This window comes from Streptomyces sp. Go-475 (assembly GCF_003330845.1).
Lineage (GTDB): Bacteria > Actinomycetota > Actinomycetes > Streptomycetales > Streptomycetaceae > Streptomyces.
In genome coordinates, this window is the sequence record NZ_CP026121.1 from 3,736,402 (window position 1) to 3,761,613 (window position 25,212).

Sequence of the window (25,212 nt, forward strand, 5' to 3'; positions counted from 1 at the left end):
CACGTTAGGCGCACTGTCGCCCGTGTGGTGCCCTGGTCAGGGGCTTTTCCGGGTCGGGTCGGGGACCGCTCAGGGGCGCTCGGGGCGCGGGACCCCCGAGGCGTCGGCGGAGCGAGCGCTGGGCCCGCTTCAGACCGCGGCCGCCACGCTCCCGGTCCGCCGCCGGATCACCAGCGCCATCAACGCCGCCGCGGCGCACAGCGCCCCCGACGCGTACCACACCACGTCGTACGAGCCGAAGACGTCCCGCGCGACGCCGCCGAGGAAGGCGACGAGGGCCGCGCCCACCTGGTGGGAGGCGAGGACCCAGCCGAAGACGATCGCGCTGTCCTCGCCGTACTGCTCGCGGCACAGGGCGAGGGTGGGCGGGACGGTGGCGACCCAGTCGAGGCCGTAGAAGACGATGAAGAAGATCATCGGCGGGTGGACGCTGGGCGCCAGCAGGATCGGCAGGAACATCAGGGAGACGCCCCGCAGCGCGTAGTAGACGGCCAGCAGACGGCGCGGCTCGAAGCGGTCCGTGAACCATCCGGAGGCGATCGTGCCGACGACGTCGAAGACGCCGATGACCGCGAGCAGGGAGGCGGCGGCCGTGACGGGCATGTGGTGGTCGTGGGCCGCGGGGATGAAGTGGGTCTGGATCAGCCCGTTGGTGGAGGCACCGCAGATCGCGAAGGTGCCGGCGAGCAGCCAGAACGGGCCGGTGCGCGCGGCCGAGAACAACACCTTGAGCGCGCGCCGCGCGGCGCCGGGGACCGGTGCCGGCTTCGGTACGAACTCGGCCGCCCCGTACGGCGTCTGCCCCACGTCGGCCGGGTGGTCGTGCAGCAGCAGCCACACGAACGGCACGACCGCGAGCGCGGCGAGCGCCACCGTCACGGCCGCCAGGCGCCACTCGTACCGGTCGATGATCCAGGACAGCAGCGGCAGGAAGATCAGCTGGCCGGAGGCCGAGGCGGCGGTGAGGATGCCGCTGACCAGGCCGCGCCGCTCGGTGAACCAGCGGTTGGTGACGGTCGCCGCGAACGCCAGCGCCATCGAGCCGGAGCCGAGGCCGACCAGCAGCCCCCAGCACAGGATCAGCTGCCAGGCCGCCGTCATCCACACGGTGAGCAGGGAGCCGAGCGCGATCACGGTCAGGGCGACCGCGACGACCCGGCGGATGCCGAAGCGGTCCATCAGGGCCGCCGCGAACGGGGCCGTCAGACCGTACAGCGCGAGATTGACGGAGACGGCGGCGCCGATCGTGCCGCGCGACCAGTCGAACTCGTCGTGCAGCGGGTCGATGAGCAGACCCGGCACGGAACGGAAGGCGGCGGCGCCGATGATCGTCACGAAGGTGACGGCGGCGACGAACCAGGCGCGGTGCACGCGACGACGGCGGCGGGGCTTCGGCGGCTGCTCGACGGCCGCCGCATCGGTTGTCTGGGTCACGACATAGAGCTTCCGGCCTGCGCGGCATCGCATCGAGTGGCCCGAGGGACAGTGTTCGCTAGGATCGGGCCATGACCTCGGCCACCCACCCCGCTCCGGACACGGCCCCCGGCGCCCGCCCGCACCGCGTCGTCGTCCTGGCCCTGGACGGCCTGCTCCCCTTCGAACTCGGCATCCCGCACCGCATCTTCGGCCGTCCCGAGGACGACCGGGGGCGGCCCCTGTACGAGGTCGTGACGTGCTCGGTCCGGCCGCCGGGCCCGGTCGTCACGGACGCCGACTTCGCCGTCCACGTCCCCCACGGCCCGGAAGCCCTGGCCACCGCCGACACGGTGATCGTCCCGGCGTCGTACCAGCTCGGCCCGGTCTACGACGAGGGCGTGCTGACCGGTGAACTGGCCGCGGCGCTCACCCACCTCAGGCCCGGCACCCGGCTGGCCTCCATCTGCACCGGCGTCTACGTCCTGGCCGCCGCCGGTCTCCTCGACGGCCGCCCGGTGACCACCCACTGGGCGGAGGCCGAACGCCTCCAGCGGCTCTTCCCGCAGGTCGAGGTCGACCCGGACGTGCTGTTCATCGACGACGGCGACATCCTCACCTCGGCCGGTGTCGCGGCCGGCATCGACCTGTGCCTGCACATGGTGCGCCGCGACCACGGCGCGGCCGTCGCCAACGACGTGGCCCGCCGCACGGTCGTACCGCCCCACCGCGACGGCGGTCAGGCCCAGTACATCGCGCGGCCGGTGCCCGATCCGCAGCAGGCGTCCACCACCACCGCCCGCGCCTGGGCGTTGGGCCGTCTCCACGAGCCGATCCAGCTGCGCGACATGGCCGCCCAGGAGTCCATGTCGGTGCGCACCTTCACGCGCCGCTTCCGCGAGGAGACCGGCGTCAGCCCCGGCCAGTGGCTCACCCAGCAGCGCGTGGAGCGGGCCCGGCACCTGCTGGAGTCCACCGACCGCTCGATGGACCAGGTGGCCCGCGACGCGGGCTTCGGCACGGCCCAGTCGATGCGCCAGCACCTCCAGGCGGCCCTCGGCGTCACCCCCACCGCCTACCGGCGGACCTTCCGCGCGGAGAACCCCCCGGCCGCCACCCTCAGAACCTGACGCCGTCAGAACGTGAGCACCCCACGGGCCACCCGCCCCGCCTCGGCGTCGGCCGCCGCCCGCGCGAAGTCCTCGACCGGATAGGTCCTGGTGACGAGTTCGTCGAGCAGGAGGCGGCCCTGGCGGTACAGGTCGGCGTAGAGGGCGATGTCCCGCTGCGGCCGGGAGGAGCCGTAGCGGCAGCCGAGGACGGACTTGTCCAGGTAGAGGGAGGAGACCCGGAAGGACGCCTCGGCCGCGGCCGGGGGCACGCCCAGCAGGACCGCCTGGCCGTGCCGGTCCAGCGCGTCGATCGCCTGCCGGATCAGCTCCACCCGGCCGACGCACTCGAAGGCGTGGTCCGCGCCCGTGGGCAGGACGTCCCGCACCCCCTTCGTCGAGGTGCGGAAGTCGGTCGCGCCGAACCGGCGGGCCGCCTCCTCCTTCGCCGGGTTGGCGTCCACGGCCACGATCCGCGACGCGCCCGCGAGCCGCGCCCCCTGCAGCACGTTCAGCCCGATCCCGCCCGCCCCGATCACCAGGACGCTGTCGCCGCGCTCCACCCGCGCCCGGTTCAGCACGGCACCCACGCCCGTCAGCACCCCGCACCCGATGAGCGCGGCCGACGTCAGCGGAATGTCCTCAGGGATACGGACCGCCTGTACGGCCTTGACGACGGTCCGCTCCGCGAACGCCGAATGGGACGCGAACTGGTGGACCGGCAGGCCGCCCCGGCGGAACGGCCGGCCCGGGCGGCCTATGGAGTGCCGGCACATGGTCGGCCGGCCCCGGTCGCAGTCGGCACATGTCCCGCAGTGCGCGAGTGTGGAAAGCGCTACATGATCCCCGGGCACCACATGGGTGACGCCCACACCCACCGCCTCCACGACCCCGGCCCCCTCATGGCCCAGCACCACAGGAACCGGGAAGGGTATGGTCCCGTCCACCACCGACAGATCGCTGTGGCACAGCCCGGCCGCCGCGATCGCGACCCGTACCTCCCCGGGCCCCGGCTCGCGCACCTCCAGGTCCGTGACGACCCTGACCTGTTTCCCGTCGAAGACCACGCCTCGCATCACACGGCTCCCTTGGGCTCCCTGGGCAGACCGAGCACCCGCTCGGCGATGATCGTGCGCTGGATCTGGTCCGAGCCGCCGTAGAGGGTGTCGGCCCGGGAGAACAGGAACAGGTGCTGCGCCGCGTCCAGTTCGTACGGCGCCGCCGCCGACCAGTCGGCGGGCCCGGCCCCCGCCGCCGCGCCCCGCACCAGCACCGCCAGCTCACCGAGCCGCTGGTGCCAGCCGGCCCACAGCAGCTTGGCCACGCTCGGCGCTCCCGGCCCGGCCGAACCCCCCAGCGTGCGCAGGGCGTTCCAGCGCATGGTGCGCAGCTCGGCCCACTGCCGTACGAGCCGCTCACGCACGACGGGTTCCCGCGCCGCTCCCGACTCCACGGCCGCCCGGACCACACCGGCCAGTTCCTCGGCGAACCCGATCTGCTGGGCCAGCGTGGACACGCCCCGTTCGAAGCCGAGCAGGCTCATGGCCACGCGCCAGCCGTCGCCCTCCCCGCCGACGACGTGCTCGGCGTGCGCGCCGTCGAAGGAGACCTCGTTGAAGTCGCTGGTGCCGGTCAGCTGCCGGATGGGCCGGACCTCGATCCGCCCCGGCTGGTCCATGGGGACGAGCAGGAAGCTCAGCCCGTGGTGCCGCACCGAGCCCGGTTCGGTCCTGGCCAGCACGAAACACCAGTCCGCCTCGTGCGCGAGCGAGGTCCAGATCTTCTGCCCGGTGACGCGGTACGAGCGCCCCGCACGCACCGCCGCCGTCCGGATCCCGGCGAGGTCCGACCCGGCGCCGGGTTCGCTGTACCCCTGGCACCAGAGTTCGTCCCCGGCGGCGATCGGGGGCAGGAAACGGGCCTTCTGCTCCTCGGTGCCGTGGGCGATGAGCGTGGGGGCGAGGAGGTTCTCCCCGATGTGCCCGGAGCGCGGGGGCGCCCCCGACCGCGCGTACTCCTCCGCCCAGACGACCTGCTGGGTGAGGGTGGCGGTGCGGTTCCCGAACCCGGACGCCTGCCACCCGAGCCCGATCCACCCGTCCGCCCCGAGGGCGCGTTCCCAAGTACGCCGATCGACAACGCCGTCGACATGCGAGGAGAGCCAGTCCCGGGCTTCCCCGCGAAACGCCTCATCGTCCGGACCGAACCCGAAATCCATCACGGTTCTCCTCCCGACCCAGGGGCGCGGGGAACTGCGCGACAAGCCACACCCGAACCCCGCACCCGCCACACAACCCGCGCCCCCGAGCTACTGGGCGTTGGGCCGCTCCCCTCCCCGCGCCGCCCTCTCCATCTCCCCCACCCGCTTTAGCATCGGCATCGGATCCACCCCCACCGACCCGGGCAGAAACTCCGCGATCCCCTCCACGGTCCAGCCGCCGGAGGCATACGCGGCGCGCACCTCCCGCGGCTGCGCCCACACCGCGATCTTCGGCCCGGCGACCGTGTACACCTGCCCCGTCACCCCGGCACGGGCGGCCGCGTCGGACAGCAGGTACACCACCAGCGGGGCGACGTCCTCCGGCTCCCCGATCTCCGCCAGTTCCATCGGCACCCCCGCCGACATCCGGGTCCGGGCGACCGGCGCCACCGCGTTCGCGGTCACCCCGTACTTGTGCAGCCCCAGCGCGGCGCTGCGCACCAGGGAGATGATCCCGCCCTTCGCGGCGCTGTAGTTCGCCTGCGACACCGACCCCTGGTGGTTGCCGCTGGTGAACCCGATCAGCGTGCCCGCGCGCTGCTTCCGCAGCACCGCCGAGGCCGCCCGGAACACCGTGAATGTCCCCTTGAGGTGCGTGGCGAGGACCGCGTCCCACTCCTCCTCGGTCATGTTGAACAGCATCCGTTCGCGCAGGATCCCGGCCACGCAGACGACACCGTCCAGCCGCCCGTACGAGGACAGCGCCACGTCGACCACCCGCTGCCCGCCCGCCATGGTGGAGATGTCGTCGGCGACCGCCACGGCCGCCCCGCCCGCCGCCTCGATCTCCTTCACCACGGCCTCGGCGACCTCGCTGGTCGGCGATGCGCCGTCGACCGCGACCCCGTAGTCGTTGACCACGACCCGCGCGCCCTCGGCCGCCGCCGCGAGCGCGACGGCCCGGCCGATGCCCCGCCCGGCGCCGGTGACGGCGACGACCTTGCCCGCCAAGAAGTTCCCCACGCCCGTCCCCTTCCCGTCCCACGGTTTCTGACGGACCGTTAGATTCTCGGTTCCCGAATTCTACGACCCGTCAGATACGGGAAGACAAGCCCCGGGGAGGACTCATGTCACTGCCGGACGCGTTCCACGACATCGCGGAGCGCGTGAACAACTGGGGCCGCTGGGGAGCCGACGACGAACTCGGCACGCTGAACCTGATCACCGACGAGGTGGTGCGGGAGGCCGCCGCCTGCGTGCGCACCGGGCACCGGATCCCGCTCGCGCTGCCGCTGCGGCAGGACGGCGTGCAGACGGGGATGATCCCCGGCCGCGTCAACCCGCTGCACGTCATGGTGCAGATCAACCAGGAGCTGTTCGGCCCGGGCACGGTCGCGTGCAGCGACGACGCCGTGACCATGGGGCTCCAGGCGGCCACCCACTGGGACGCCCTGCCCCACGTCTCCCACTCGGGCCGGCTCTACAACGGCCGCCCGGCGGACAGCATCACCGCGCACGGCGGCGCCGGATTCAGCGGCATGGACAAGGTCCGGCACGTCGTCTCGCGCGGGGTGCTGCTCGACGTCGCCCGGGCCCGGGGCACGGACCGGCTCGACGGGGGTCACGCCGTCACGCCGGAGGACCTGGACGCCGCCGAGGAACTGGCCCGGACACGGGTACGGGCCGGTGACCTCGTGCTCGTACGGACGGGGCAGGTCCAGGTCTGCCTGGCCGGGGACCGGCACGCCTACGCGTATCCGTCGCCGGGGCTGTCGATCCGGACGCCGGAGTGGTTCCACGCGCGCGATGTGGCGGCCGTCGCCAACGACACCCTCACCTTCGAGGTGTTCCCGCCCGAGGTGGAGGACCTGTGGCTGCCGGTGCACGCGCTCGACCTCGTGGAGATGGGGATGCCGCAGGGCCAGAACTGGAACCTCGAAGAGTTGTCCACAGCCTGTGGAGAAGCCGGCCGCTACGCCTTCCTCCTGGCGGCCACCCCCGAGCCCTTCACAGGGGCGACCGGGGCGCCTGTGGCCCCGGTCGCCGTCCTGTAGGCCATCCCCCTGAAGCTGGATGGCGGCGCCGCGCTGCTCGCCCCGAGCACGGCAGCGCGCGCCGCCACCCGACTCCGGCGCTCCCGCCCCGGCTCCCTTGGCCCTGAAAGGGAGCCGACGCCGAATCACGACTCACACTCGCCGAGGGCCACCGTCGTCGAAGCCCTCGCCGTCCCCTCACGGCGAATCGCTGCCCACAAGCGTGAGCAACCGGTCACGACGCGTCAACACCCGTTCGGTGATTTATTACTTATGCGGCATTTGCCATGGGCGCGCACGGAAGCACGTCCCGGCGCACCGCCGCATACCCCGAGGAAACCGGCCGATCGGCCGCGCCTCCGTGCCCCCGCCCCGCCGCATGACCGCGCGGCATGTGCCGCCGTACACCGCGCCCGCTCCGGCCGCGCCCGCCGAGCGCGGGCGGGGCTAGTGATCTGAGTCAGAGATTCGTCGGCAGTAGGCGGCGACTTTGTCGAGGATCTCGTCGGCTGTCTTCGTCCAGATGAAGGGTCTGGGGTGTTCGTTCCAGTCGGCGAGCCAGGCCCGGATGTCGCGTTCGAGGGCTTGGACGGAGCGGTGGACGCCGCGCTTGAGCTTCTTCTGGGTCAGCTCGGCGAACCACCTCTCGACCAGGTTCAGCCAGGACGCGCTCGTCGGCGTGAAGTGCAGGTGGAAGCGTGGGTGGGCGAGCAGCCACCGCTTGATGTCGGGCGTCTTGTGGGTCGCGTAGTTGTCCAGGATCAGATGAACCTGCAGGTCGGCCGGGACTTCCTTGTCCAGCTTCGTGAGGAACTTCTTGAACTCCGCCGCCCGGTGACGGCGGTGAAGGGAGCCGATGACCTTGCCGCTGGCCACCTCGAGGGCGGCGAAGAGGGTTGTGGTGCCGGCCCGGACGTAGTCGTGGCTGCGGCGTTCGGGAACACCGGGCACCATCGGCAGAACTGGCTGGGAACGGTCCAGGGCCTGGATCTGGGACTTCTCGTCCACGCAGAGCACGAGGGCCTTCTCCGGCGGATCGAGATAGAGGCCGACGACGTCGCGGACCTTGTCGATGAACAGCGGGTCGGTGGACAGCTTGAACGTCTGTGACCGGTGCGGGGCCAGGGCGAACGCCCGCCAGATCCGCGAGACCGTCGACTGCGACATTCCCGTGGCCGCAGCCATCGACCTGGTCGACCAGTGGGTGGCGTTCCTCGGTGTCTCCTCGAGCGTCTTGACGATGACCCGCTCGACGTCGGCGTCGGTGATCTTCCGGGGGACACCGGGCCGCGGATCGTCGCACAAGCCGTCCAGGCCGCGTTCGAGAAACCGGCGCCGCCAGGTGCGGACCGTGTCCGGAGTGATCCGCAGCCGGCGGGACACCTCCATGATCGAGTGGCCCTCGGCGCACTCCAGCACGATCCGCGACCGCTGGGCCAGAGCCTGAGCCGTCGTACGGCGACGTAACCAGCCCTCCAGCACCGCCCGTTGGGCATCAGTGACCGACAACGGCGGAATCTTCGGACCCGGACGACTCATACCCGACTAACGACGAATCTCTGACTCAGGTCACTAGGGCCCTTCTGATGGATCTCCGTGGGAGAAGGAGCGGCCGTTCGGTGCGTGCGATCGGCGTGCGGGGCGGAGGGTCATGTGGCGGAGCCACCTGGCCCTCCGCCCCGTGCGGCGAGCGGGCGTGCCGGGCGTCGCGACGCCGCGGAGATCCAGCAGAAGGGCCCTAGACCGCCTCGTAGGCCGCCAGGCCCTCGAAGGCGGGGCCGGCGGCGTCGCCGTACGTCACCGCGCCGCCTCCGCACGACGCCGTGACCTCGCGGGACCTCGCGCACCGGTCGAGCTCGCACCAGATGCGCTTGCCGGTGCTCTCGACGCTCCAGCCCCAGCGGTCGGCGAGACCGTCGACGAGGGCGAGACCCCGGCCGCCGGTCGCGTCGTCGCCGGCGCACCGGGGCACGGGGGCCCGGCCGCTGCGGTCGGCGACCTCCAGGCGGACCGTGGCCTCGTCCGTCGCCGCGGGCGGCAGGGACAGCCGCAGCACGGCGGGACGGCCGGTGTGCACCACGGCGTTGGTGACGAGCTCGGACACGAGCAGCACCAGCGTCTCGGCGAGCGGCTCATCGGCCTGTATGCCCGACCCGGTCAGGCGCGAGCGGGCCCACCGCCGGGCACGCCCCACCTCTGCGGGGTCGGGCCGGATCTCCAGCTGCACTTGAAGCACCTGCACCGCTCACACCATCCGAACCGGCGGACACTTAGGCTCGCGCCTCACGAGGGCCACGATCGTAGCCATTTTCTGCATGGCCAGAACAACGGCCGGGACAAGGATCACGGAATGTGAATCCCTTATGGGACAGCATGGTTGACGTACAGTCACCCCAACAAGCGCTTCGGGCATATTCCAGCGCGAAGGAGTACCCGTGCGGCATACTGTGCGACGCCCGTCGCGGGCAGTCGAACAGGCGGCGCCACTGGGTCGCACTGCGATCGGAGCCACTCGCATCTCACACAAGGTACCGGAGCGGGCAGTCGACTCCGGGCCGTGACGAGTCACGCAGAGGACACAAGCCGGTATCAACGCTCCGTGACCCCGGCATGCCACGATCCGCGACATCTCCGCGGGCATATTCGGCGATGCCGCAGCCAGGGGGCCCGTCAGGCCCCTCCCGCCGCCAGAGCGGCCGCGAGAATCTCCTCACTCTCCGTGACTCCACCCGTACGGTGGGTTCGAACCCATGCCCGTTTCAGCTGGAGATGGACCTCGGACTCCCAGGTGAAGCCCATGCCGCCGTGGACCTGGAGGCAGTCGCGGGCGCCGCGCACGGCGGCCTCGTCGGCGAGCAGCCGGGCGGCGGCGATGTCGACCGGGTCGGCGGTGACGGCCGCCGCGTACACCGCGGCGCGGGCCGTCTCCGTCCGCACCAGCATCCCCGCGCACAGGTGTGCCACCGCCTGGAAGGCCCCGATGGGCCGGCCGAACTGTTCGCGCGCCCGGGCGTGTTGCGCCGCCAGTTCGCAGACCCGGGCCGCCGTGCCGAGCTGCTCGGCCGCGGTGAGGAGGGCCGCTACGGGGCCCCGGGGGCCCGGCTGCCGCGCGGGCACGCGGTGCAGGGGCGTCAGCGGGTCGAGCGAGCGCAGCGGCACGGCGCCGGTGGCGTCCCCGCGTACGACGTCCGCCTCCGCCAGCCACTCCACGAGTGTGCCGTCGACGGCCGCGACCACCGTCTCCCCGGTCGCCGCGCCGGGCACGGCACCGGCCGCGAGGTGCGTGGCGAGCAGCGGCCCGGGCAGCAGCGCCCGCCCCGCCTCCTCGAACACCAACGCGGCCTCCGGCAGCCCGAGTCCGACCCCACCGTCCGCCTCCGGCAGCCGCAGCGCGAAGAACCCGGCCTCCCCCAGGGCCCGCCACAGGCCCCGATCGAGCCGAGGCCCCCCACCCGCACGCCCCGAACCCCCCGCCTCCACGGCCCCCCACAACGCCTCCCGGTCGAAGCGGCGTTCCAGAAGGTGCCGCATCCCGGCCCGCAAGGCCCACTGGTCCTCCGTGAGTCGGAAGCGCACGGTCTCACCGTCCCTTCGGCAGGCCGAGGATGCGCTCGGCGACGATGGTGTGCTGGATCTGCGAGGTGCCGGCCGCGATGGTGTACGAGAGGGACGAGAGCCGGTCGAGCGTCCAGGGCCGGTCCAGGTCGAGGCAGTCGGCGCCCAGCACGTCCGCGGCGGCGTCGTACAGCTCCTGGCGGGCGTGCGAGTAGCGGAGCTTGAAGACCGAGCCGCCGGTGCCGGGCACTCCGCCCGAGGCCTCCGCCGCACTGACGTTCCACTGCGTCAGCCGCCACAGCGCCCGGAACTCGGCGTGGAGCCTGCCCAGCCTGCGGCGGAGCGCCGGGTCGTCCCAGCGGCCGTTCTTGCGGGCCTCGACGGCCAGTTCGCCCAGGACGCGGCGGCAGGCGACGACCTCCCCGGCGAAGGCCGTGCCGCGTTCGAAGGACAGCGTCACCAGGGTCACGCGCCAGCCGTCGTTCTCGTCCCCGACCCGGTTCGCCACCGGCACGCGCACCTCGTCGAGGAAGACCTCGGCGAACTCGGCCGACCCGGCGAGCGTGCGCAGCGGCCGTACGGTGACGCCGGGCGCGTCCATGGGCAGGGCCAGCCAGGTGATGCCCCGGTGCTTGGGGGCGCGCGGGTCGGTGCGGACCAACAGCTCGCACCAGTCGGCGACTTCCGCGTGGGAGGTCCAGATCTTGGAGCCGGTCACCACGTAGGCGTCACCGTCGCGCCGCGCGCGCGTGCGCAGGGCCGCGAGGTCGGAGCCGGCCTCCGGTTCGCTGAAGCCCTGGCACCAGACCTGCTCGCCGCGCAGGATCGGCGGCAGCCAGCGCTCCCGCTGCTCGGGCGTGCCTTCGGCGGCGATGGTCGGCCCGGCGTGCAGCAGGCCCACGAAGTTGGCGCCCACGTAGGGCGCTCCGGCCCTCTCGGTCTCCTCCAGGAAGATCAGCCGGATCGTCGGGGAGGCGTCCCAGTGGACGTCGGCGTACCCGGCGTCGTGGAGCCGGCGCTGCCAGCCGAGGTCGTACGCCCGCCGCCCCGGCCAGTCGTCGGGCGACGGCCTGGGCGGGAGACCGGGCAGCACCCGGGCGAGCCAGGCGCGCAGCCGGGCCCGGAACTCCTCCTCCTCGGGCGTGTACGTCAGGTCCATCAGCGGTCGAGGTCCAGGTCCAGCATCCGGATGGCGTTACCCCGCATCAGCTTGTAGACGGTCCCGTCGTCGAGACCCTTGACGTGGTCGAGGGCGACCTCCTTGGTGTGCGGGAAGGTCGAGTCGACGTGCGGGTAGTCGGTCTCGAAGGTGGCGTTGTCGCGGCCGACGACGTCGATCGAGGCGACCCCGTGCTTGTCGCGGAAGAAGCAGCAGTAGATCTGCCGGTAGTAGTACGTCGACGGCGGCTCGGGGACCGTGTCGCGGACGCCGCCCCATGCGCGGTGCTCCGCCCAGACGTCGTCGGCGCGTTCCAGGGCGTAGGGGACCCAGCCCATCTGGCCTTCGGAGTAGGCGAGTTTGAGGCGCGGGAAGCGCACGAGCACCCCGCTGAAGAGGAAGTCCATCATCGAGGCCATCGCGTTGTTGAAGCTGAGCGAGGCCTGCACGGCGGGCGGGGCGTCCGGGGAGGCGGCCGGCATCTGGGACGAGGACCCGATGTGCATGTTGACGACCGTGCCGGTCTCCTGGCAGACCGCGAAGAACGGGTCCCAGTAGCCGGAGTGGATGGACGGCAGCCCGAGGTGGGTGGGGATCTCGGAGAAGGTCACCGCCTTCACCCCGCGCGCGGCGTTGCGGCGGATCTCCGCGACCGCGAGGCCGACGTCCCACAGCGGGATCAGGCAGAGCGGGATGAGCCGCCCGCCGCTGTCGCCGCACCACTCCTCGACCATCCAGTCGTTGTAGGCGCGCACGCAGGCCAGGGCGACCTCCTTGTCGTGCGCCTCGGCGAAGGTCTGGCCGCAGAAGCGGGGGAAGGAGGGGAAGCAGAGGCTGGCCTCGACGTGGTTGAGGTCCATGTCCGCCAGTCGCGCCCTGGGGTCCCAGCAGCCGCGCCGCATCTCCTCGCGGGTGATGCCCTCCAGGGTCATCTCGTCCCGGTCGAAGCCCACGGCGGCGATGTTGCGCTTGTACGGGAACTTCAGGTCCTCGTAGATCCACCAGTCGGTGGGCGGGCCGTCCGGGTCCATGGTGACGCGGTACGTGCCGCCGACGTAGGCGAGGTCACCGATCCCGGCGGTCAGCGGCTTGGGCCCGCGGTCGCGGTACTTGGCCGGCAGCCAGGTGTCGAAGAGGTGGGCGGGCTCGATCACGTGGTCGTCGACGCTGATGATGCGGGGCAGTTCGGTCGCCATGGGTCCCCTCCGCCGGACGGTACTTATCTGATACAGCGTCAGTTAGCATCCCATCTGACGACCCGTCAGCCAAGCAGGAGGGGGCAGCCGTGAACGAGACCCCGTACGCCCTGAGTTCGTCCCGCACCCTGTGGGAGCTGGTCAGCCGCCGCGCCGCCCTCACCCCCGACCGCCCGCTCTTCCTCCAGGACGACCGCGGCCTCACCTTCGGCGAGCTGGCCGCACGCGCCGAGCGGGTCGCGGCCGGGCTGTACGGCATGGGCGTACGCCCCGGCACGGTGGTCGCCTGGCAGCTGCCCACCCGCATCGAGACGGCCGTGCTGTCCTTCGCCCTGGCCCGCCTCGGCGCCGTGCAGACCCCGGTGATCCCGTTCTACCGGGACCGCGAGGTGGGCTTCGCGCTGCGCGAGTCCAAGGCGGAGTTCTTCGCGGTGCCGGGCGTCTGGCGCGGCTTCGACCACGCGGAGATGGCCCGGCGGATCGGCGCGAAGGGCGTCTTCGAGGCCTACGACGTCCTGCCCGACGGCGACCCGTCCGTGCTGCCCGCCCCGCCCGCCGACGGCACCGCCGTCCGCTGGATCCACTGGACGTCCGGCACGACCTCCGACCCCAAGGGCGTGCTGCACACGGACCGTTCGCTGCTCGCGGGCGGCTCCTGCCTCGCGCACGCCCTGCGCCCCTCGGCGGCGGACGTGGGGTCGATCGCCTTCCCGTACGCGCACATCGGCGGGCCCGACTACACGGTGATGCTGCTGCTGTACGGCTTCCCGGCGGTGCTGTTCGAGCAGTTCGCGCTGCCGGAGGCGCTGGCGGCGTACCGGGCGCACGGGGTGACGATCGCGGGCGGGTCGACGGCGTTCTACTCGATGTTCCTGGCGGAGCAGCGCAAGCGGCCCGGGGAGCCCGTGGTGCCGTCCCTGCGGCTGCTGGCGGGCGGTGGGGCGCCCAAGCCGCCGGAGCTTTACCACGCGGTGGTGCGCGAGATGGGGGTCCAGCTCACCCACGGGTACGGCATGACCGAGGTGCCGATGATCACCATGGGGGCGCCGGACGACAGCGCCGAGCTGCTGGCGACGACGGAGGGGCGGCCGCCGGAGGGGATGGAGATACGGATCGTGGACGGGGAGGTGCGGCTGCGCGGGGAGGCCGTGTGCCGGGGGTATCTGGACCCGGCACAGACGGCGGCCGCCTTCGACGAGGAGGGGTTCCTGCGCACCGGCGACCTGGGACATCTCACGGAGACCGGGCACCTGGTCCTCACCGGCCGGCTGAAGGACGTGATCATCCGCAAGGGCGAGAACATCTCCGCCCAGGAGATCGAGGACCTGCTGCACCGGCACCCGGCGGTCGGGGACGTGGCCGTGATCGGACTGCCGGACGCGGCGCGCGGGGAGCTGGTGTGCGCGGTGGTGGAACAGCCGCCGGGGGCCGAGGCCCTGACCCTCGACGCCGTGACCGCGTTCCTGCGCGCCGAGGGCCTGTCCGTGCACAAGCTCCCGGAACGGCTGGAGCTGGTGGCCGCCCTTCCGCGGGGCGAGACCCTGCGGAAGGTGCTGAAGTACAAGCTGCGCGAGCGTTACTCAGGCACGTGACCTACTCGGGCAGTGACGTCCTCGGGCCCCTACTCGGGCACGGTGAAGTAGCGGGCGAAGGCGGGGATGACCTCGGCCTCGCCGACCTTGCCGTCCCCGTCCGCGTCGAGCGCGGCGGCGGCCGGGCCGGCGACGTCCTCGGGAACGCCGAGGCACTTCAGCACGCGGGCGGCCTCCTCGACCGTCGCCGCGCTGTCACCGTCGGTGTCGGCGACGTCCAGGGCCGCGTGCAGGAAGGGGCGGGCGATCTCGGCGAACCGGTCGGGGTTGTCGCGCAGCCGCTTGGCCGCGCCGTTGACGAACTCCTCGCGCGTGATGCGCTGGTCGCCGTCGCGGTCCGCTATCCCCGCCATGCCCTGCCAGAACGCCTCGGCGCCGCCGTACAGCGCCTGTCCCTTGTCGGAGCGGGCCGCCACGGCGAACTCCGCGAGCAGCGCCTTGGCCGCCCCGTAGAAGTCCTCGCGGTCGATGTAGCCGTTGCCGTCCTGGTCGAAGGTGGCGAACCGGGCGGCGATCCTGCGCTCGTACTCGCTGCTGACCATGTCTCTTTCGGGCCGCCTTACGTCGGGTGGGGTGCGTCTCGGTCGGAGCGTACGACGGAGGGAGCCGTTCGGGCGCGCGAAAACGTCACTTGTGCCAAGACCGGGGGAATTCCGGGACAACAGCGTGTCGGAACGGCAACACTCCGACTGCCGTGCGTGGTGGTGCGGTCACGCGGACAGGGGTTCGCCCTCGTCGCCCAGCGCCGCGTCCAGATCGCCGTACACGTCGAACAGGCGGCGCACGCCCAGCGCGCCGAGGACCCGGTTGACGTGGGACCCGTCGGCCGCGCCCCGGGCGGGCAGGACCAGGCGCAGCCGGCCCTGGCAGGAGCGGATCAGCCGGCGGGCGGCGATGAGCACGCCGACGCCGCTGGAGTCGCAGAAGAACACCTCGGACAGGTCCAGGACGAGACAGTGGTGCCCCTCGGCCACCACGTCGTGGACCCGCTGACGCAGCACCGGCGACGTCACCAGATCCAGCTCGCCCGACACCTGGAGCACGGCCCATTCGCCCTGCTCGCCGCCGGTCACTTTGAAGGTCACCACCACGCCCCTCGCTCGCCAAAACGGAAGCAATGCCTACGCTTCCTTGCAGCGCGGCTGCCCAGCGGCCGTTCCCTGAAACACAACCCGAAAAACGGATCCCCCGCGGAAGAGGCTTGTTTTAGTCGACTTCGATCCTGTTCGATCCTCTTCAGTCAGGTCTGATCGGAGGGCGGATGGGTAGGCGCGGCCCCGGAGGAACCCGGCACGGGCGCCCGCGACCCCCTACCACCTGCGGCCCGTCGGGGGGCGCACATTGCCACAAAGGGGCGTGCGCCACCGGACGTGCCGACTACATTCGGGGAGACGGCGAGCACAGGCTGGACAGGTCGCGGGCGCGGGACACGAGCAGGGGGTGAGGGGGCCGCATGGCGAAAAAGGACGTACCGCCGCGCTGGGACCGCAAGATGCAGCAGCGGCTCGCCCGCGGGGAGGCGGCCGCCCTCGGCGAGCTGTACGACCGGTTCGCCTCCCTCGTGCACGGCCTCGCCCACCGCGTCCTCGGCGACGAACTCGCCGCCGACGGCATCACCCGCGAGGTCTTCGTCCACGTCTGGGAGCACCCCGACTCCTACGACCCCAAGCAGGGCCCGCTGCGCACCTGGGTCGCCGCGCTGACCCACCGGCTGGCGGTGCAGCGACTGCGCGCCACCGAGACCGCCGCCCTCGCCCGCGACGGCTCCGGCACCGCCGAGGAACTGGAGCACAAGGTGCGCCACGCCGCGGTCGCCGCCCGCGCCGACTACATCGTCCAGTCCATGCCCGTCCCGCTGCGCTCGGCCCTGGAACGGGCCTACTTCCAGCGCCGCGACTACCGGCAGACCGCCGCCGACCTCGGCATCACCGAGGACGAGGCCCGCCGCCGCCTGCGCCTCGGCCTGCAACTGCTGTCCACCGCCCACGACACCGAGGCACCGGGCGCACCGCCCGGATTCGGAGGTGCGGTGTGAACGGGCCGGACCGGTTCGAGGCGTACGACGGCCATGAGGGCGAGGGCGACCACGCGGAGAACGACAACGCCCGGGGCGGGAGCGGCGTCCAGGACACCGGCGCTTCCGGTGCGCCGGGCGGACCGCAGGGACCGGACGGGCCCCGGCGGGGCGACGGGCGGGGGCCGGACCAGCCGCCGCGGATACCGATGCCCCGGGCCTCCGTCGAGGACAGCGGACTGCCGCTGCCCGCGCCGGCGGACCTCGGCGACGCGACCCCGCCGCCCGTACCGCCCGTGTTCGAGCACCGCGTGCTGAAGGCCCTGCTCGGCGCCTGGGCGCTGGCCGCCTGCTCGGCCGAGGAGGCCGCGGCCGTCGAGGAGCACCTCGGCGCGTGCGGCGCGTGTGCCGACGAGGCGCGGCGGCTGCGCGAGGCGGTCGGGCTGCTGCAAGGCCCCGAGAGCCTCGACCTGGACCCGGGCCTGCGCACCCGCGTGCTGGAGACCTGCCTGGAGCGGCGCCCGCCGCGCATCCCGGTGCCGGACTGGGCGGCCGCCTACGACGCCGAGACGGCGCGCCTGGACGCCCTGCTGCAGGACTTCGGCGACGCCGAGTGGCACGCGCCGGTACGGCTGCGCTGGTTCCGGGGCGACGAGCCGACGAGCCGCCGCACCACCGTCGCCGGGGTGATCGCGCACCTGCTCAGCGTCGACGGGCTGGTGGCGGTCGCGCTCGGCCTGGACGACCCGCTGGGCGACGTCACGTCCCGGCGCCCGACGCCGGCGTCCCGGACCGAGGCGTACTGGCGTGCCTCCCACTTCCCGCCGACCCGCGCGGTGCGGGCGCCCTGGCGGGAACAGAGCCACAACCTGGTCCGCACGGTCTCCTTCACGGGCAGCGGCGTCGGCCGCATGCCGGTGTCGTACGGCGACTTCGCACTGCCCCTGCACGACGCGATGCTCGACAGGGCCTTCGAGTGCTGGGTGCACGCCGAGGACATCGCGGACGCGGTCGACTACCCCTACGACCCGCCCTCGCCGCGCCATCTGCACCGCATGATCGACCTGGCGGCCCGCATGCTGCCGACGGCCCTGGCCCACCGCCGGCGGACCGGCCTCGCGGCCCCCGCGCACCACCGCCACCTCGTGGCGGCGGGCGAACCGGGCCGCAGCCTCCGCCTGGAGATCGAGGGCTCGGGCGGCGGCGAGTGGCTGATCCCCCTGGACTCCCCCGCGGCCAAGGGCTCCGCCGACCACGAGGTGGCCCACGTCGCCCTGGACGGCGTCGAGTTCTGCCGCCTGGCAGCCGGCCACGTACCCCCGCAGGAGGCGGCAGCGGGCCAGGTGGGAGACAGGGAGGCGATCAGGGACGTCCTCCACGCAGCGGCATCACTGAGCAGGATGTGAGGTCTTCAGGCGCGCGGGGAACTGCGCGAACAATCCCCACCAACCCGCCCCCGCCCACGAAACCGGACGAACCGAGCTCCTAGGCGAACACCACGGTCCGCCGCCCGTTGAGCAGAATCCTCCGCTCGGCATGCCACTTCACGGCCCGCGCCAGCGCCTGGCACTCCACGTCACGCCCGATCGCGACCAGCCCCTCGGGCGTCACGTCATGCCCCACCCGCTCGACCTCCTGCTCGATGATCGGCCCCTCGTCGAGGTCGGCCGTCACGTAGTGGGCGGTCGCACCGATCAGCTTCACACCCCGGGCGTGGGCCTGGTGATACGGCTTCGCCCCCTTGAAGCTCGGCAGGAACGAGTGGTGGATGTTGATGATCCGCCCGGCCAGCGCCTTGCAGAGGTCGTCCGACAGCACCTGCATGTACCGGGCGAGCACGACCAGCTCCACGCCCTCCTCACGCACGATGTCGAGCAGCCGCGCCTCCGCCTCGGCCTTCGTGTCCTTCGTCACCGGAATGTGGTGGAAGGGGATGTTGTACGAGCCCACCAGCTCGGCAAAGTCCGTGTGGTTGGACACCACGCCCGCGATCTCCACCGGCAGCGCACCGGTCCGCGCCCGGAACAGCAGGTCGTTCAGGCAGTGCCCGAACTTGCTGACCATCAGCAGGATGCGCATCTTCTGGTCGCCGCGGTTGATCTGCCAGTCCATCTGGAAGGAGTCACCGATCGCCGCGAAGCTGGCCCGCAGCTTCTCCACGGTCACCGGCGCGTCCGCCGAGAAGTGGACCCGCATGAAGAACAGTCCCGTGTCGTGGTCGCCGAACTGCTGGCTGTCCTCGATGTTGCAGCCGGTCATGAACAGATAGCTCGACACGGCGTGCACGATGCCCTTCCTGTCCGGGCAGGAAAGGGTGAGGACGTACTGGTCGGCCGGGACCGCGGTGCTGGTGGACTGCTCGTTCATGCAGGACAGGTTCCCACAAGGGCGGACGGCACCGGCAATCGTCCCGCTAGGCGGACCTCGTCATGATCCGCAGGACTTCGAGGCTGCGCGGCGGCGCGTCGGGCTCCTCGCCGTCACTCGCGGCGAGCCGCACATGCGCGTCCCGGGCGGCGCGGACCGCGTCCGGCCACGCCTCGTGCTCCAGGTACGCGGCGACCGGCGCGTCCGGCCCCACCTGGTGCATGATCCGCAGCACCCGCAGCACGGCGGTGTCGACGAGGGCCGCCTCCTGCGAGTCGCGGAAGATCGTGCCGACGTACTTCTCGGCGGACCAGTGGTCCAGCCAGGTGTCCTCGACGAGCCGGTACACCGCGTCGGTCACGTCGCCGTAGCCGTCCACGCCGGCCAGCCAGACGTCCCGCTGGAAGACGGGATCGGAGAGCATGTGCAGCGCCGAGCGCACGTTGCTGCGCCAGCGCCACCACGGCATGTCGTTGACAGGCATGCCGCCCATGGTGGATGAGCGACGGCCACGACGGGAAGAGTTCTCCGAAGCTTGCACGGTCATCGATCGTACGTTCCCCTCCACATGATCCTCACCGACCCCCGCAATTCACCCGCGCGTCACCAATTGTTGACCAGAGGTCACTCGCCGGTTAGCCGTGTGACGGAATCGTGCGGAACCATGACCGGCAGGCGACGCACCAGCAGCACATACCTCCCCGGCCTCCTCACCCGTCACGCCAAAAAGGGCGTCCTCTCCGCGGGCACGGCGGTCGTGTGCGCGTCACTCCTCGCCGGCTGCGGGGTCGTCCCCGGTACCACGGGGGGTGCCGGGGACGACCCGATCACCGTCATGACCTGGGCGCCCGAGAACACCAAGGCCACCAACAAGCCCGGCATGCCCGCCTTCGCCCGCGCCTACGCCCGCTGGATCAACGCCAGGGGCGGGATCAACGGCCGCGAGCTCAACGTGCTGACCTGCAACGATCACAACGACAGCGTGGCCGCGGCGAAGTGCGCCCGGCGGGCCGCCAAGGAGAACGTCGTCGCGGTCGTAGGATCCTACAGCCAGTACGCCGACTCCTTCTTCCCCTCCCTGGAGGGCGCGGGCATCCCCTACATAGGCGGCTACGGCATCACCAACGCCGAGTTCACCAGCCCCCTGTCCTACCCGGTCAACGGCGGCCAGCCCGCGCTGCTCGCCGGTCTCGGCAGCGCGCTCGCCGACTGCGGGCCCGTGACGCTGATCCGCCCCGACACCATCGCGGGCGACCAGCTGCCCCCGCTGCTCGACTCCGGGCTGAAGGCGGGCGGGCACCGGGCCGCGAACGACCAGCGGGCGGCGGAGGACGCCACCGAGTACGACGGGCAGGCGGCGCGGGCGCTGCGGGCGACGACCGGCGACCCGGCGGACGAGGGATGCGTGGTGCCCGCGCTCGGGGACCGCACCGGCACCTTCATGGACTCCTTCCGGCGCGCCCGCGAGGACTACCCCGACGTGCGGACGGCCACCGTGCTCGGCAGCGTCGACCAGACGGTGATCGACGCGACCGGCGGGGCGTCGGGGCCGTACGAGGGCTCCTACATCACCGGCTGGTACCCGGTGGCGAGCGACCCGCGCTGGGACGGGATGAAGCAGGTGATCCGCGAGCAGGCCTTCGGCGACAACCGGATCGACCCCGCGGACGCCGGGGTGCAGACCACGTGGATCGCCTACACCGTCTTCCGGAAGGTCGTCGAGTCGCTCGGCGACGGCGAGGTGACCGCCGACACGGTGACGGAGGCCCTCGACAACGGCCTCCGGATCGGCACGGGCGGGCTCACGCCGACGCTACGCTGGAAGTTCCAGGACAAGCTCGCCTCGGTCGGCTTCCCGCGCCTGGTCAACGCCGACGTGACCCTTCAGGTGGTGCGGGAGGGGCGGCTGGTGTCGGCGCGGAAGGGCTTCGTCGACACCACGAAGACCCTCCAGGACGCCGACGTGAACTACTGAGCGCCCCCGCTCAGCGGTTCGACCTACTGGGCGCCCCGCTCAGCGGTTCACGCCGGCACCCGGTCCGTCACAGCTGCGTCGGCTGGCGCTCGGTCAGGCCGTACGTCCTGGCGATCCCGTTCCACAGCCGGGCCGCCTTCGTCTTCTCCGCGCTCGCGATGCCGCTGGCCCGGTTGCCGGCCTGGGTCTGGCCGGTGACGCGGGCCTGGCCCTTCTTGCAGCCCTTCTTGCCGGCGGTCTGGTCGGCCCAGGCCGCGTAGTGGTTGTCGGCCGAGGCCGAGGCCTGCCACGCCTTGGTGAGGGCGGTGGTCAGCGCGGCGTGGTCGGGCAGCTGGTCGACCTTGATCCCGCCGAGCCGGGTGACCAGCTGGGTGCGCTGCTGGGCCGCGTCGCGCAGGTCCTTGGCCGCCTGGGCGAGGTTGTCGCAGCCCTTGACGTCGGCCACCGCCCTGATCACCGTGCTGCGGCTGTTGCCGCTGTCGGCGAGGAGCTTGTCCAGCTCGACCGCCTGGGCGCGGGCCGGGTCGGCGGACGGCGAGGCGGAACCGTCCGTGGCGGGCGCCGAGGCGGCCACGGTCTTGTTGTTGTCGCCGCCGTCGCCGCCGTCGCCCCCGCCGGCGAGCAGCGCGCCGGCGCCGACGCCGAGGACGGCGATGCCGATGCCGACGGCCGCGATGACCGGCACGCGCGAGCCGGAACGGCCGCCGCGGGACCGGCCTCCGGCGGGCGCGGTGTGGGACGGCTGGGGAGCGCCGAACGAGGGCTGCGGCTGCTCGATGCGGGGGAGCTGCTGCGTGGCCCCGGCCGGGCTCCCGGCGCCGTTCCCGTGGCGGAAGAGGTTGTCGAACTCGGCGGGCGGCTGCTTGTCCCCGCCGGGCACCGGCGCGATGTACTGCGTCGCCTCGGCGTCCGGGTTCGAGGCCGGCGGCAACGGCCCGGCGCCCGCGGCGGCCCGGGGGCCGGTCCCCAGGAACCGCGTCGTCTCGGGGTCCTCCCCGGCGGGCGTCTCGGGCGGCAGCGCACCCGGGCGGACCGGGGGTATGTACTGCGTCGCCCCCTCGTCGCCGGCCGGGGCGACGGGCGGCAGGTACTGCGTGGCCGCGGCGGCCCCGTCCGCCGGGACGGGCGGCAGGTACTGGGTGGCGCCTTCGGGGGAGGCCGCGGACCCCTGCGCGCCGGCCGCCGCGGCGCCGTGAGCGCCGGAGACCGGCGGCAACGGGGCGCCCCCGGCGGCGTTGCCACCCGGATCGACCGCAGGCGGCAACGGGTTACCGGCACCGGCCTGCCCATAGGCGGCGGTCGGGTACGCCTGGCCGCCCGGCGGCAGGTCGCCGCCTGCGTGAGCCCCGTATCCGGCAGCGGCCGACGGCAGCGAGCCGTCCCCGGCCGGAGAGCCGTACGCGTCGGCCTGCGGCAGCGGACCGCCGCCCGGAGCGGAACCGGGCCCCGCCTGCGGCAGCGAGTCGTCTCCCGCCGGTGTGCCGTACGCTCCGGCCTGCGGTGCGGGCTGGGAACCGTACGCGTCGGGCTGCGGCAGGCGGCCGCCCGTGGCGGCGGTGCCGTAGGGGTCGGAGGTCGGCGGGAGGCCGGCTCCGTGCCCGGCGGGTCCCTCCGGGGGCAGCGGGGCTGCCCCGCCAGGGGTGCCGTAGGGGCCGTGGTCCGGCGAGGACTGCTGCCCGGCGTACGGGTTCGGGGGCTGCGTGCCCTCCGGGGGGAGCGCGCCCGGGCCCTGTGCGCCGGGGGTGTGCCGGGTGTCCCAGGCCGGGGGTTCCGGGGTCGTCCACTGCTGGGACTGCGGGGACTGCCAGGTCTGGCCCGGCGGCGGGGGCGGGGTCTGCTGGTCCGGGCCCCACGGCTGGCCCCAGGTCTGGCCCTCCGCGGGCGCGGAGGCCGGAACCGGGCCGGGCCGGCGGCCGGCGGAAGCGTCACCGGGTCCGCCCGTCATACCCGGCAGCAGCGGTTCGCCGCCGTCCGAGGGCAGCACGATGCCTTCGCGCGCGGGGCGCGCCGAGGGCTCCTCGCCCCGTCCACTCTGCGTCACCGGGACTCCTACTAATGGGGGACCTTGTGAATCGTCGGGTCACGCTACCGGGTCCCCTGAGCCCGGTGCCACGCAGCACAGGGCGCGACCTCCTGCCCTGTGAGCGCGGCCACAAAACCGGGTCACGGCGCGCCGCTCATCTCACCTCCCGCGCGCCGAGCGGCCGTTTTCCGCACGTTCACGCATCCGCAGACCCTGTGTTCACGCCGCCGCCTGCAGGTCCAGCCGCGCCCCGAACTCCCTTACCACGGCCTCGTCCCGGTACGGCTCCAGCCGCTGCTGGAAGTCCTCCAGATACTCGGCGCCCCGGTTGGACCGCAGCCCCTCCAGCAGCTCCACGGCCTTCATGCCCGTGCTGCACGCCTCCTCGATCTCGCGCTGCTGCACCTGCGCCGTGGCGAGCAGCACATAGCCGATGGCCCGGCGGCGCGCCCGCGTCTCGGGATGCCCGGCCAGCGACTCCTGCGCGCACCGCGCCGCCGCCTCGGCCTGCCCCAGGTCGCGGTGGCAGTGGGCCAACTCGTCGGCGAGATACGCCTCGTCGAAGTGCGCGATCCACACCGGGTCGTCCCCGGCGGACGGGTCGGCCGCCTCCAGGGCGCTCACCGCGCGCCCGGCCGCCGACTGGGCGGCGCGCGCGTCGCCCATCAGGGCGTGCCCGCGCGCCTCCGCCGCGTGGAACATCGACTCCGCACGCGGCGTCACGCGCCCCCGCGCCCCCTCCTGCGCCGCGCGCGCCAACTGCGCGATCTCCCGCGGGTTCCCGAGCTGCGCGGCGAGATGGCTCATGGAGGCGGCCAGGACGTACCCGCCGTAGCCCCGGTCCCCGGCCGCCTGGGCGAGCCGGAGGGCCTGGATGTAGTAGCGCTGGGCCAGGCCCGGCTGCCCCGTGTCGACGGCCATGTACCCGGCCAGCTCCGTCAGCCGGGCCACCGCGGCGAACAGGTCGCGGCCGACGGCCTCCCGGTAGGAGCCAGCCAGCAGCCCGGAGACGACACTGTTGAGGTAGTGCACGACGACCGGCCGCACATGCCCGCTGCCGTACTGGTGGTCGAGGTCCACCAGCGCCTGCGTCATGGCCCGTACCGCCTGCACGTCGGACTGCCCCACGCGCGGCCCGGCCGAGCGCGAGACCTGCGCGTCGGGCGCGGAGATCAGCCAGTCCCGGCTGGGCTCGACCAGCGCCGACGCGGCGACGGAGGAACCGGACAGGAAGTCCCGCCGCCCCACGTCGCTGCGCCACAGCTCGCAGACCTGCTCGATGGCCCCCAGGACCGTCGGCGAGAACTGCAGGCCCACGCCCGAGGCGAGGTTCTTGCCGTTGGCCATGCCGATCTCGTCGATCGTGACCGTACGGCCGAGTTTGCGGCCCAGCGCCTCGGCGATGATCGCCGGGGCCCGGCCCCGCGGCTGCTGCCCGCGCAGCCAGCGCGCCACGGACGTCTTGTCGTAGCGCAGGTCGAGGCCGTGCTCGGCACCGCACATGTTGACCCGGCGGGCGAGGCCGGCGTTGGAGCATCCGGCTTCCTGGATGAGCGCCTGCAGCCGTTCGTTCGGCTGCCGAGCGACGAGCGGCCTTGCGGCCATGGCGTACCCCCTGTGGCTGCGGTGCCTGCCCACGCACCGAGTTGACGTGTCTTCCGCGGCCGAACCCCTCACGTCCCAGCGAAAAGATCCGGCCGTGAAGATCAATGCCCCGCCGACCAGGCGAAAATGCGAGGCATGTGAGGATTGCCGGGGTAACGGCTGCTGCCGGCCCCACTCGTGGCTACCCACCCCCGGCCACGGATCCTCCTGCGCGCCCCCGCACATGCACCCATGCGCCCCGGCCACGGGCGGGATGCTCCTCCCCGCGCACGCGGGCGGGCGTAACCCCTGGTGACGACCAGAGTTGTGTTCATCGTGGAAGAGACGATCGCCGGCACCGAAGCCGCTCAGATCCCGAAGCAGCGCGGGGAATCGCTGCTGGAGACCGCTGTCCGCTACGCCGAGGAGCGCCACTGGGACGTGTTCCCGGGCACCTGGCTGGAAGCCGTCGACGGAAGTCAGCGCTGCTCCTGCGGTGACGCCGCGTGTCCGGCACCCGGGTCGCACCCGGCGCGCCCGGACTGGGCGACGCAGGCGACGGGCAGCGCGACCGTCGCGCGCCGGATGTGGCAGAAGCAGCCGACCGCGTCGATCCTGCTGCCGACGGGGCGGACGTTCGACGCGATCTCCGTGCCGGAGACCGCCGGGTTCCTCGCCCTGGCGCGGATGGAGCGCATGGAGCTGACGCTGGGGCCGGTGACGCTCACGCCGGACCGGCGGATGGAGTTCTTCGTCCTGCCGGGGGCCGCCGTGAAGGTGCCCGATCTGGTGCGGAAGCTCGGGTGGTCGCTGTCCTCGCTGGATCTGACCGTGCTGGGTGAGGGGGCGTATGTGGCGGCGCCGCCCACGCGGTTCGGGTCCCGGGGGGCCGTGCAGTGGGCCTGCCGGCCTACGCCTGCGAATCGGTGGCTGCCGGACGCGGAGGAGTTGATCTCGCCGTTGGCGTACGCGTGCGGCAGGGATCGGTAGCC

At 72.9% G+C, this 25,212-nt stretch carries 22 protein-coding genes; 7 read left to right on the forward strand and 15 right to left on the reverse strand.

From position 1 onward, the window contains the following. Nucleotides 1-129: 129 nt before the first annotated feature. The gene (locus tag C1703_RS17080; RefSeq protein WP_114253688.1) at nucleotides 130-1,434 is read right to left on the reverse strand and encodes an MFS transporter; all 1,305 of its coding nucleotides are present in this window, start codon (nucleotides 1,432-1,434) and stop codon (nucleotides 130-132) included. 71 nt (nucleotides 1,435-1,505) lie between these two features. On the opposite strand from C1703_RS17080, the gene C1703_RS17085 reads away from it, so the two are divergent. Then, nucleotides 1,506-2,543, forward strand: coding sequence for a helix-turn-helix domain-containing protein (locus tag C1703_RS17085; protein ID WP_114253689.1), 1,038 nt, complete (start codon nucleotides 1,506-1,508; stop codon nucleotides 2,541-2,543). A gap of 5 nt (nucleotides 2,544-2,548) precedes the next feature. Here the strand turns inward: C1703_RS17085 and C1703_RS17090 are convergent, their stop codons facing one another. The 3 genes from C1703_RS17090 to C1703_RS17100 all read right to left on the reverse strand — a co-directional run bounded on the left by C1703_RS17090 (nucleotide 2,549) and on the right by C1703_RS17100 (nucleotide 5,745). After that, complete coding sequence (locus tag C1703_RS17090) at nucleotides 2,549-3,598, reverse strand: alcohol dehydrogenase catalytic domain-containing protein (protein ID WP_114253690.1); 1,050 nt, start codon at nucleotides 3,596-3,598, stop codon at nucleotides 2,549-2,551. After that, on the reverse strand, nucleotides 3,598-4,740 hold the full coding sequence (locus tag C1703_RS17095) for an acyl-CoA dehydrogenase family protein (RefSeq protein ID WP_114253691.1): 1,143 nt from the start codon (nucleotides 4,738-4,740) through the stop codon (nucleotides 3,598-3,600). The genes C1703_RS17090 and C1703_RS17095 overlap by 1 nt, the downstream gene beginning before the upstream one ends. A 90-nt stretch (nucleotides 4,741-4,830) precedes the next feature. Further along, the gene (locus C1703_RS17100) at nucleotides 4,831-5,745 is read right to left on the reverse strand and encodes an SDR family NAD(P)-dependent oxidoreductase (RefSeq protein ID WP_114253692.1); all 915 of its coding nucleotides are present in this window, start codon (nucleotides 5,743-5,745) and stop codon (nucleotides 4,831-4,833) included. 104 nt (nucleotides 5,746-5,849) lie between these two features. Here C1703_RS17100 and C1703_RS17105 point away from each other — a divergent pair, with 104 nt between their 5' ends. Further along, entirely contained in the window at nucleotides 5,850-6,776 is a 927-nt protein-coding gene (locus tag C1703_RS17105) for a cyclase family protein (RefSeq protein ID WP_114253693.1), read from the forward strand. A gap of 426 nt (nucleotides 6,777-7,202) precedes the next feature. Here the strand turns inward: C1703_RS17105 and C1703_RS17110 are convergent, their stop codons facing one another. The 5 genes from C1703_RS17110 to C1703_RS17130 all read right to left on the reverse strand — a co-directional run bounded on the left by C1703_RS17110 (nucleotide 7,203) and on the right by C1703_RS17130 (nucleotide 12,665). Beyond that, nucleotides 7,203-8,294 carry an IS630 family transposase gene (locus C1703_RS17110; protein ID WP_114253694.1) on the reverse strand — a complete coding sequence of 364 codons (1,092 nt, stop codon included), beginning with the start codon at nucleotides 8,292-8,294 and terminating at the stop codon, nucleotides 7,203-7,205. A gap of 199 nt (nucleotides 8,295-8,493) precedes the next feature. After that, nucleotides 8,494-8,982, reverse strand: a complete 489-nt coding sequence (locus tag C1703_RS17115; RefSeq protein ID WP_114253695.1) for an ATP-binding protein — start codon at nucleotides 8,980-8,982, stop codon at nucleotides 8,494-8,496. A gap of 443 nt (nucleotides 8,983-9,425) precedes the next feature. Further along, the gene (locus C1703_RS17120) at nucleotides 9,426-10,331 is read right to left on the reverse strand and encodes an acyl-CoA dehydrogenase family protein (protein WP_114253696.1); all 906 of its coding nucleotides are present in this window, start codon (nucleotides 10,329-10,331) and stop codon (nucleotides 9,426-9,428) included. Between the two features lie 4 nt (nucleotides 10,332-10,335). Beyond that, entirely contained in the window at nucleotides 10,336-11,469 is a 1,134-nt protein-coding gene (locus C1703_RS17125) for an acyl-CoA dehydrogenase family protein (protein ID WP_114253697.1), read from the reverse strand. Beyond that, the gene (locus C1703_RS17130; protein ID WP_114253698.1) at nucleotides 11,469-12,665 is read right to left on the reverse strand and encodes an amidohydrolase family protein; all 1,197 of its coding nucleotides are present in this window, start codon (nucleotides 12,663-12,665) and stop codon (nucleotides 11,469-11,471) included. The genes C1703_RS17125 and C1703_RS17130 overlap by 1 nt, the downstream gene beginning before the upstream one ends. A gap of 89 nt (nucleotides 12,666-12,754) precedes the next feature. On the opposite strand from C1703_RS17130, the gene C1703_RS17135 reads away from it, so the two are divergent. Then, on the forward strand, nucleotides 12,755-14,257 hold the full coding sequence (locus C1703_RS17135; RefSeq protein WP_114253699.1) for an AMP-binding protein: 1,503 nt from the start codon (nucleotides 12,755-12,757) through the stop codon (nucleotides 14,255-14,257). A gap of 29 nt (nucleotides 14,258-14,286) precedes the next feature. Here C1703_RS17135 and C1703_RS17140 read toward each other — a convergent pair whose 3' ends face one another. Both C1703_RS17140 and C1703_RS17145 read right to left on the reverse strand, forming a co-directional pair. Continuing rightward, complete coding sequence (locus C1703_RS17140; protein WP_114253700.1) at nucleotides 14,287-14,799, reverse strand: EF-hand domain-containing protein; 513 nt, start codon at nucleotides 14,797-14,799, stop codon at nucleotides 14,287-14,289. 168 nt (nucleotides 14,800-14,967) lie between these two features. Further along, nucleotides 14,968-15,348, reverse strand: coding sequence for an STAS domain-containing protein (locus C1703_RS17145; protein WP_010035749.1), 381 nt, complete (start codon nucleotides 15,346-15,348; stop codon nucleotides 14,968-14,970). A 362-nt stretch (nucleotides 15,349-15,710) separates the two neighbouring features. On the opposite strand from C1703_RS17145, the gene C1703_RS17150 reads away from it, so the two are divergent. Further along, nucleotides 15,711-16,292, forward strand: coding sequence for a sigma-70 family RNA polymerase sigma factor (locus C1703_RS17150; protein ID WP_114253701.1), 582 nt, complete (start codon nucleotides 15,711-15,713; stop codon nucleotides 16,290-16,292). Then, complete coding sequence (locus tag C1703_RS17155) at nucleotides 16,289-17,677, forward strand: zf-HC2 domain-containing protein (RefSeq protein ID WP_114253702.1); 1,389 nt, start codon at nucleotides 16,289-16,291, stop codon at nucleotides 17,675-17,677. The genes C1703_RS17150 and C1703_RS17155 overlap by 4 nt, the downstream gene beginning before the upstream one ends. Before the next feature lie 79 nt (nucleotides 17,678-17,756). Here the strand turns inward: C1703_RS17155 and purU are convergent, their stop codons facing one another. After that, entirely contained in the window at nucleotides 17,757-18,638 is an 882-nt protein-coding gene (gene purU / locus C1703_RS17160) for a formyltetrahydrofolate deformylase (protein ID WP_114253703.1), read from the reverse strand. Between the two features lie 46 nt (nucleotides 18,639-18,684). Beyond that, nucleotides 18,685-19,185, reverse strand: a complete 501-nt coding sequence (locus C1703_RS17165) for a hypothetical protein (protein ID WP_114253704.1) — start codon at nucleotides 19,183-19,185, stop codon at nucleotides 18,685-18,687. A gap of 117 nt (nucleotides 19,186-19,302) precedes the next feature. Here C1703_RS17165 and C1703_RS17170 point away from each other — a divergent pair, with 117 nt between their 5' ends. Next, on the forward strand, nucleotides 19,303-20,613 hold the full coding sequence (locus C1703_RS17170) for an ABC transporter substrate-binding protein (protein WP_114253705.1): 1,311 nt from the start codon (nucleotides 19,303-19,305) through the stop codon (nucleotides 20,611-20,613). Nucleotides 20,614-20,680: 67 nt separating this feature from the next. Here the strand turns inward: C1703_RS17170 and C1703_RS17175 are convergent, their stop codons facing one another. Together C1703_RS17175 and C1703_RS17180 are read right to left on the reverse strand one after the other, a co-directional pair. Further along, nucleotides 20,681-22,654, reverse strand: a complete 1,974-nt coding sequence (locus tag C1703_RS17175) for a hypothetical protein (RefSeq protein ID WP_114253706.1) — start codon at nucleotides 22,652-22,654, stop codon at nucleotides 20,681-20,683. A gap of 201 nt (nucleotides 22,655-22,855) precedes the next feature. Next, nucleotides 22,856-24,241, reverse strand: coding sequence for a transcriptional regulator (locus C1703_RS17180; RefSeq protein WP_114253707.1), 1,386 nt, complete (start codon nucleotides 24,239-24,241; stop codon nucleotides 22,856-22,858). Between the two features lie 306 nt (nucleotides 24,242-24,547). Between C1703_RS17180 and C1703_RS17185 the strand changes: the two genes are divergently transcribed. After that, nucleotides 24,548-25,210 carry a bifunctional DNA primase/polymerase gene (locus C1703_RS17185; RefSeq protein WP_114253708.1) on the forward strand — a complete coding sequence of 221 codons (663 nt, stop codon included), beginning with the start codon at nucleotides 24,548-24,550 and terminating at the stop codon, nucleotides 25,208-25,210. Nucleotides 25,211-25,212: the final 2 nt, after the last annotated feature.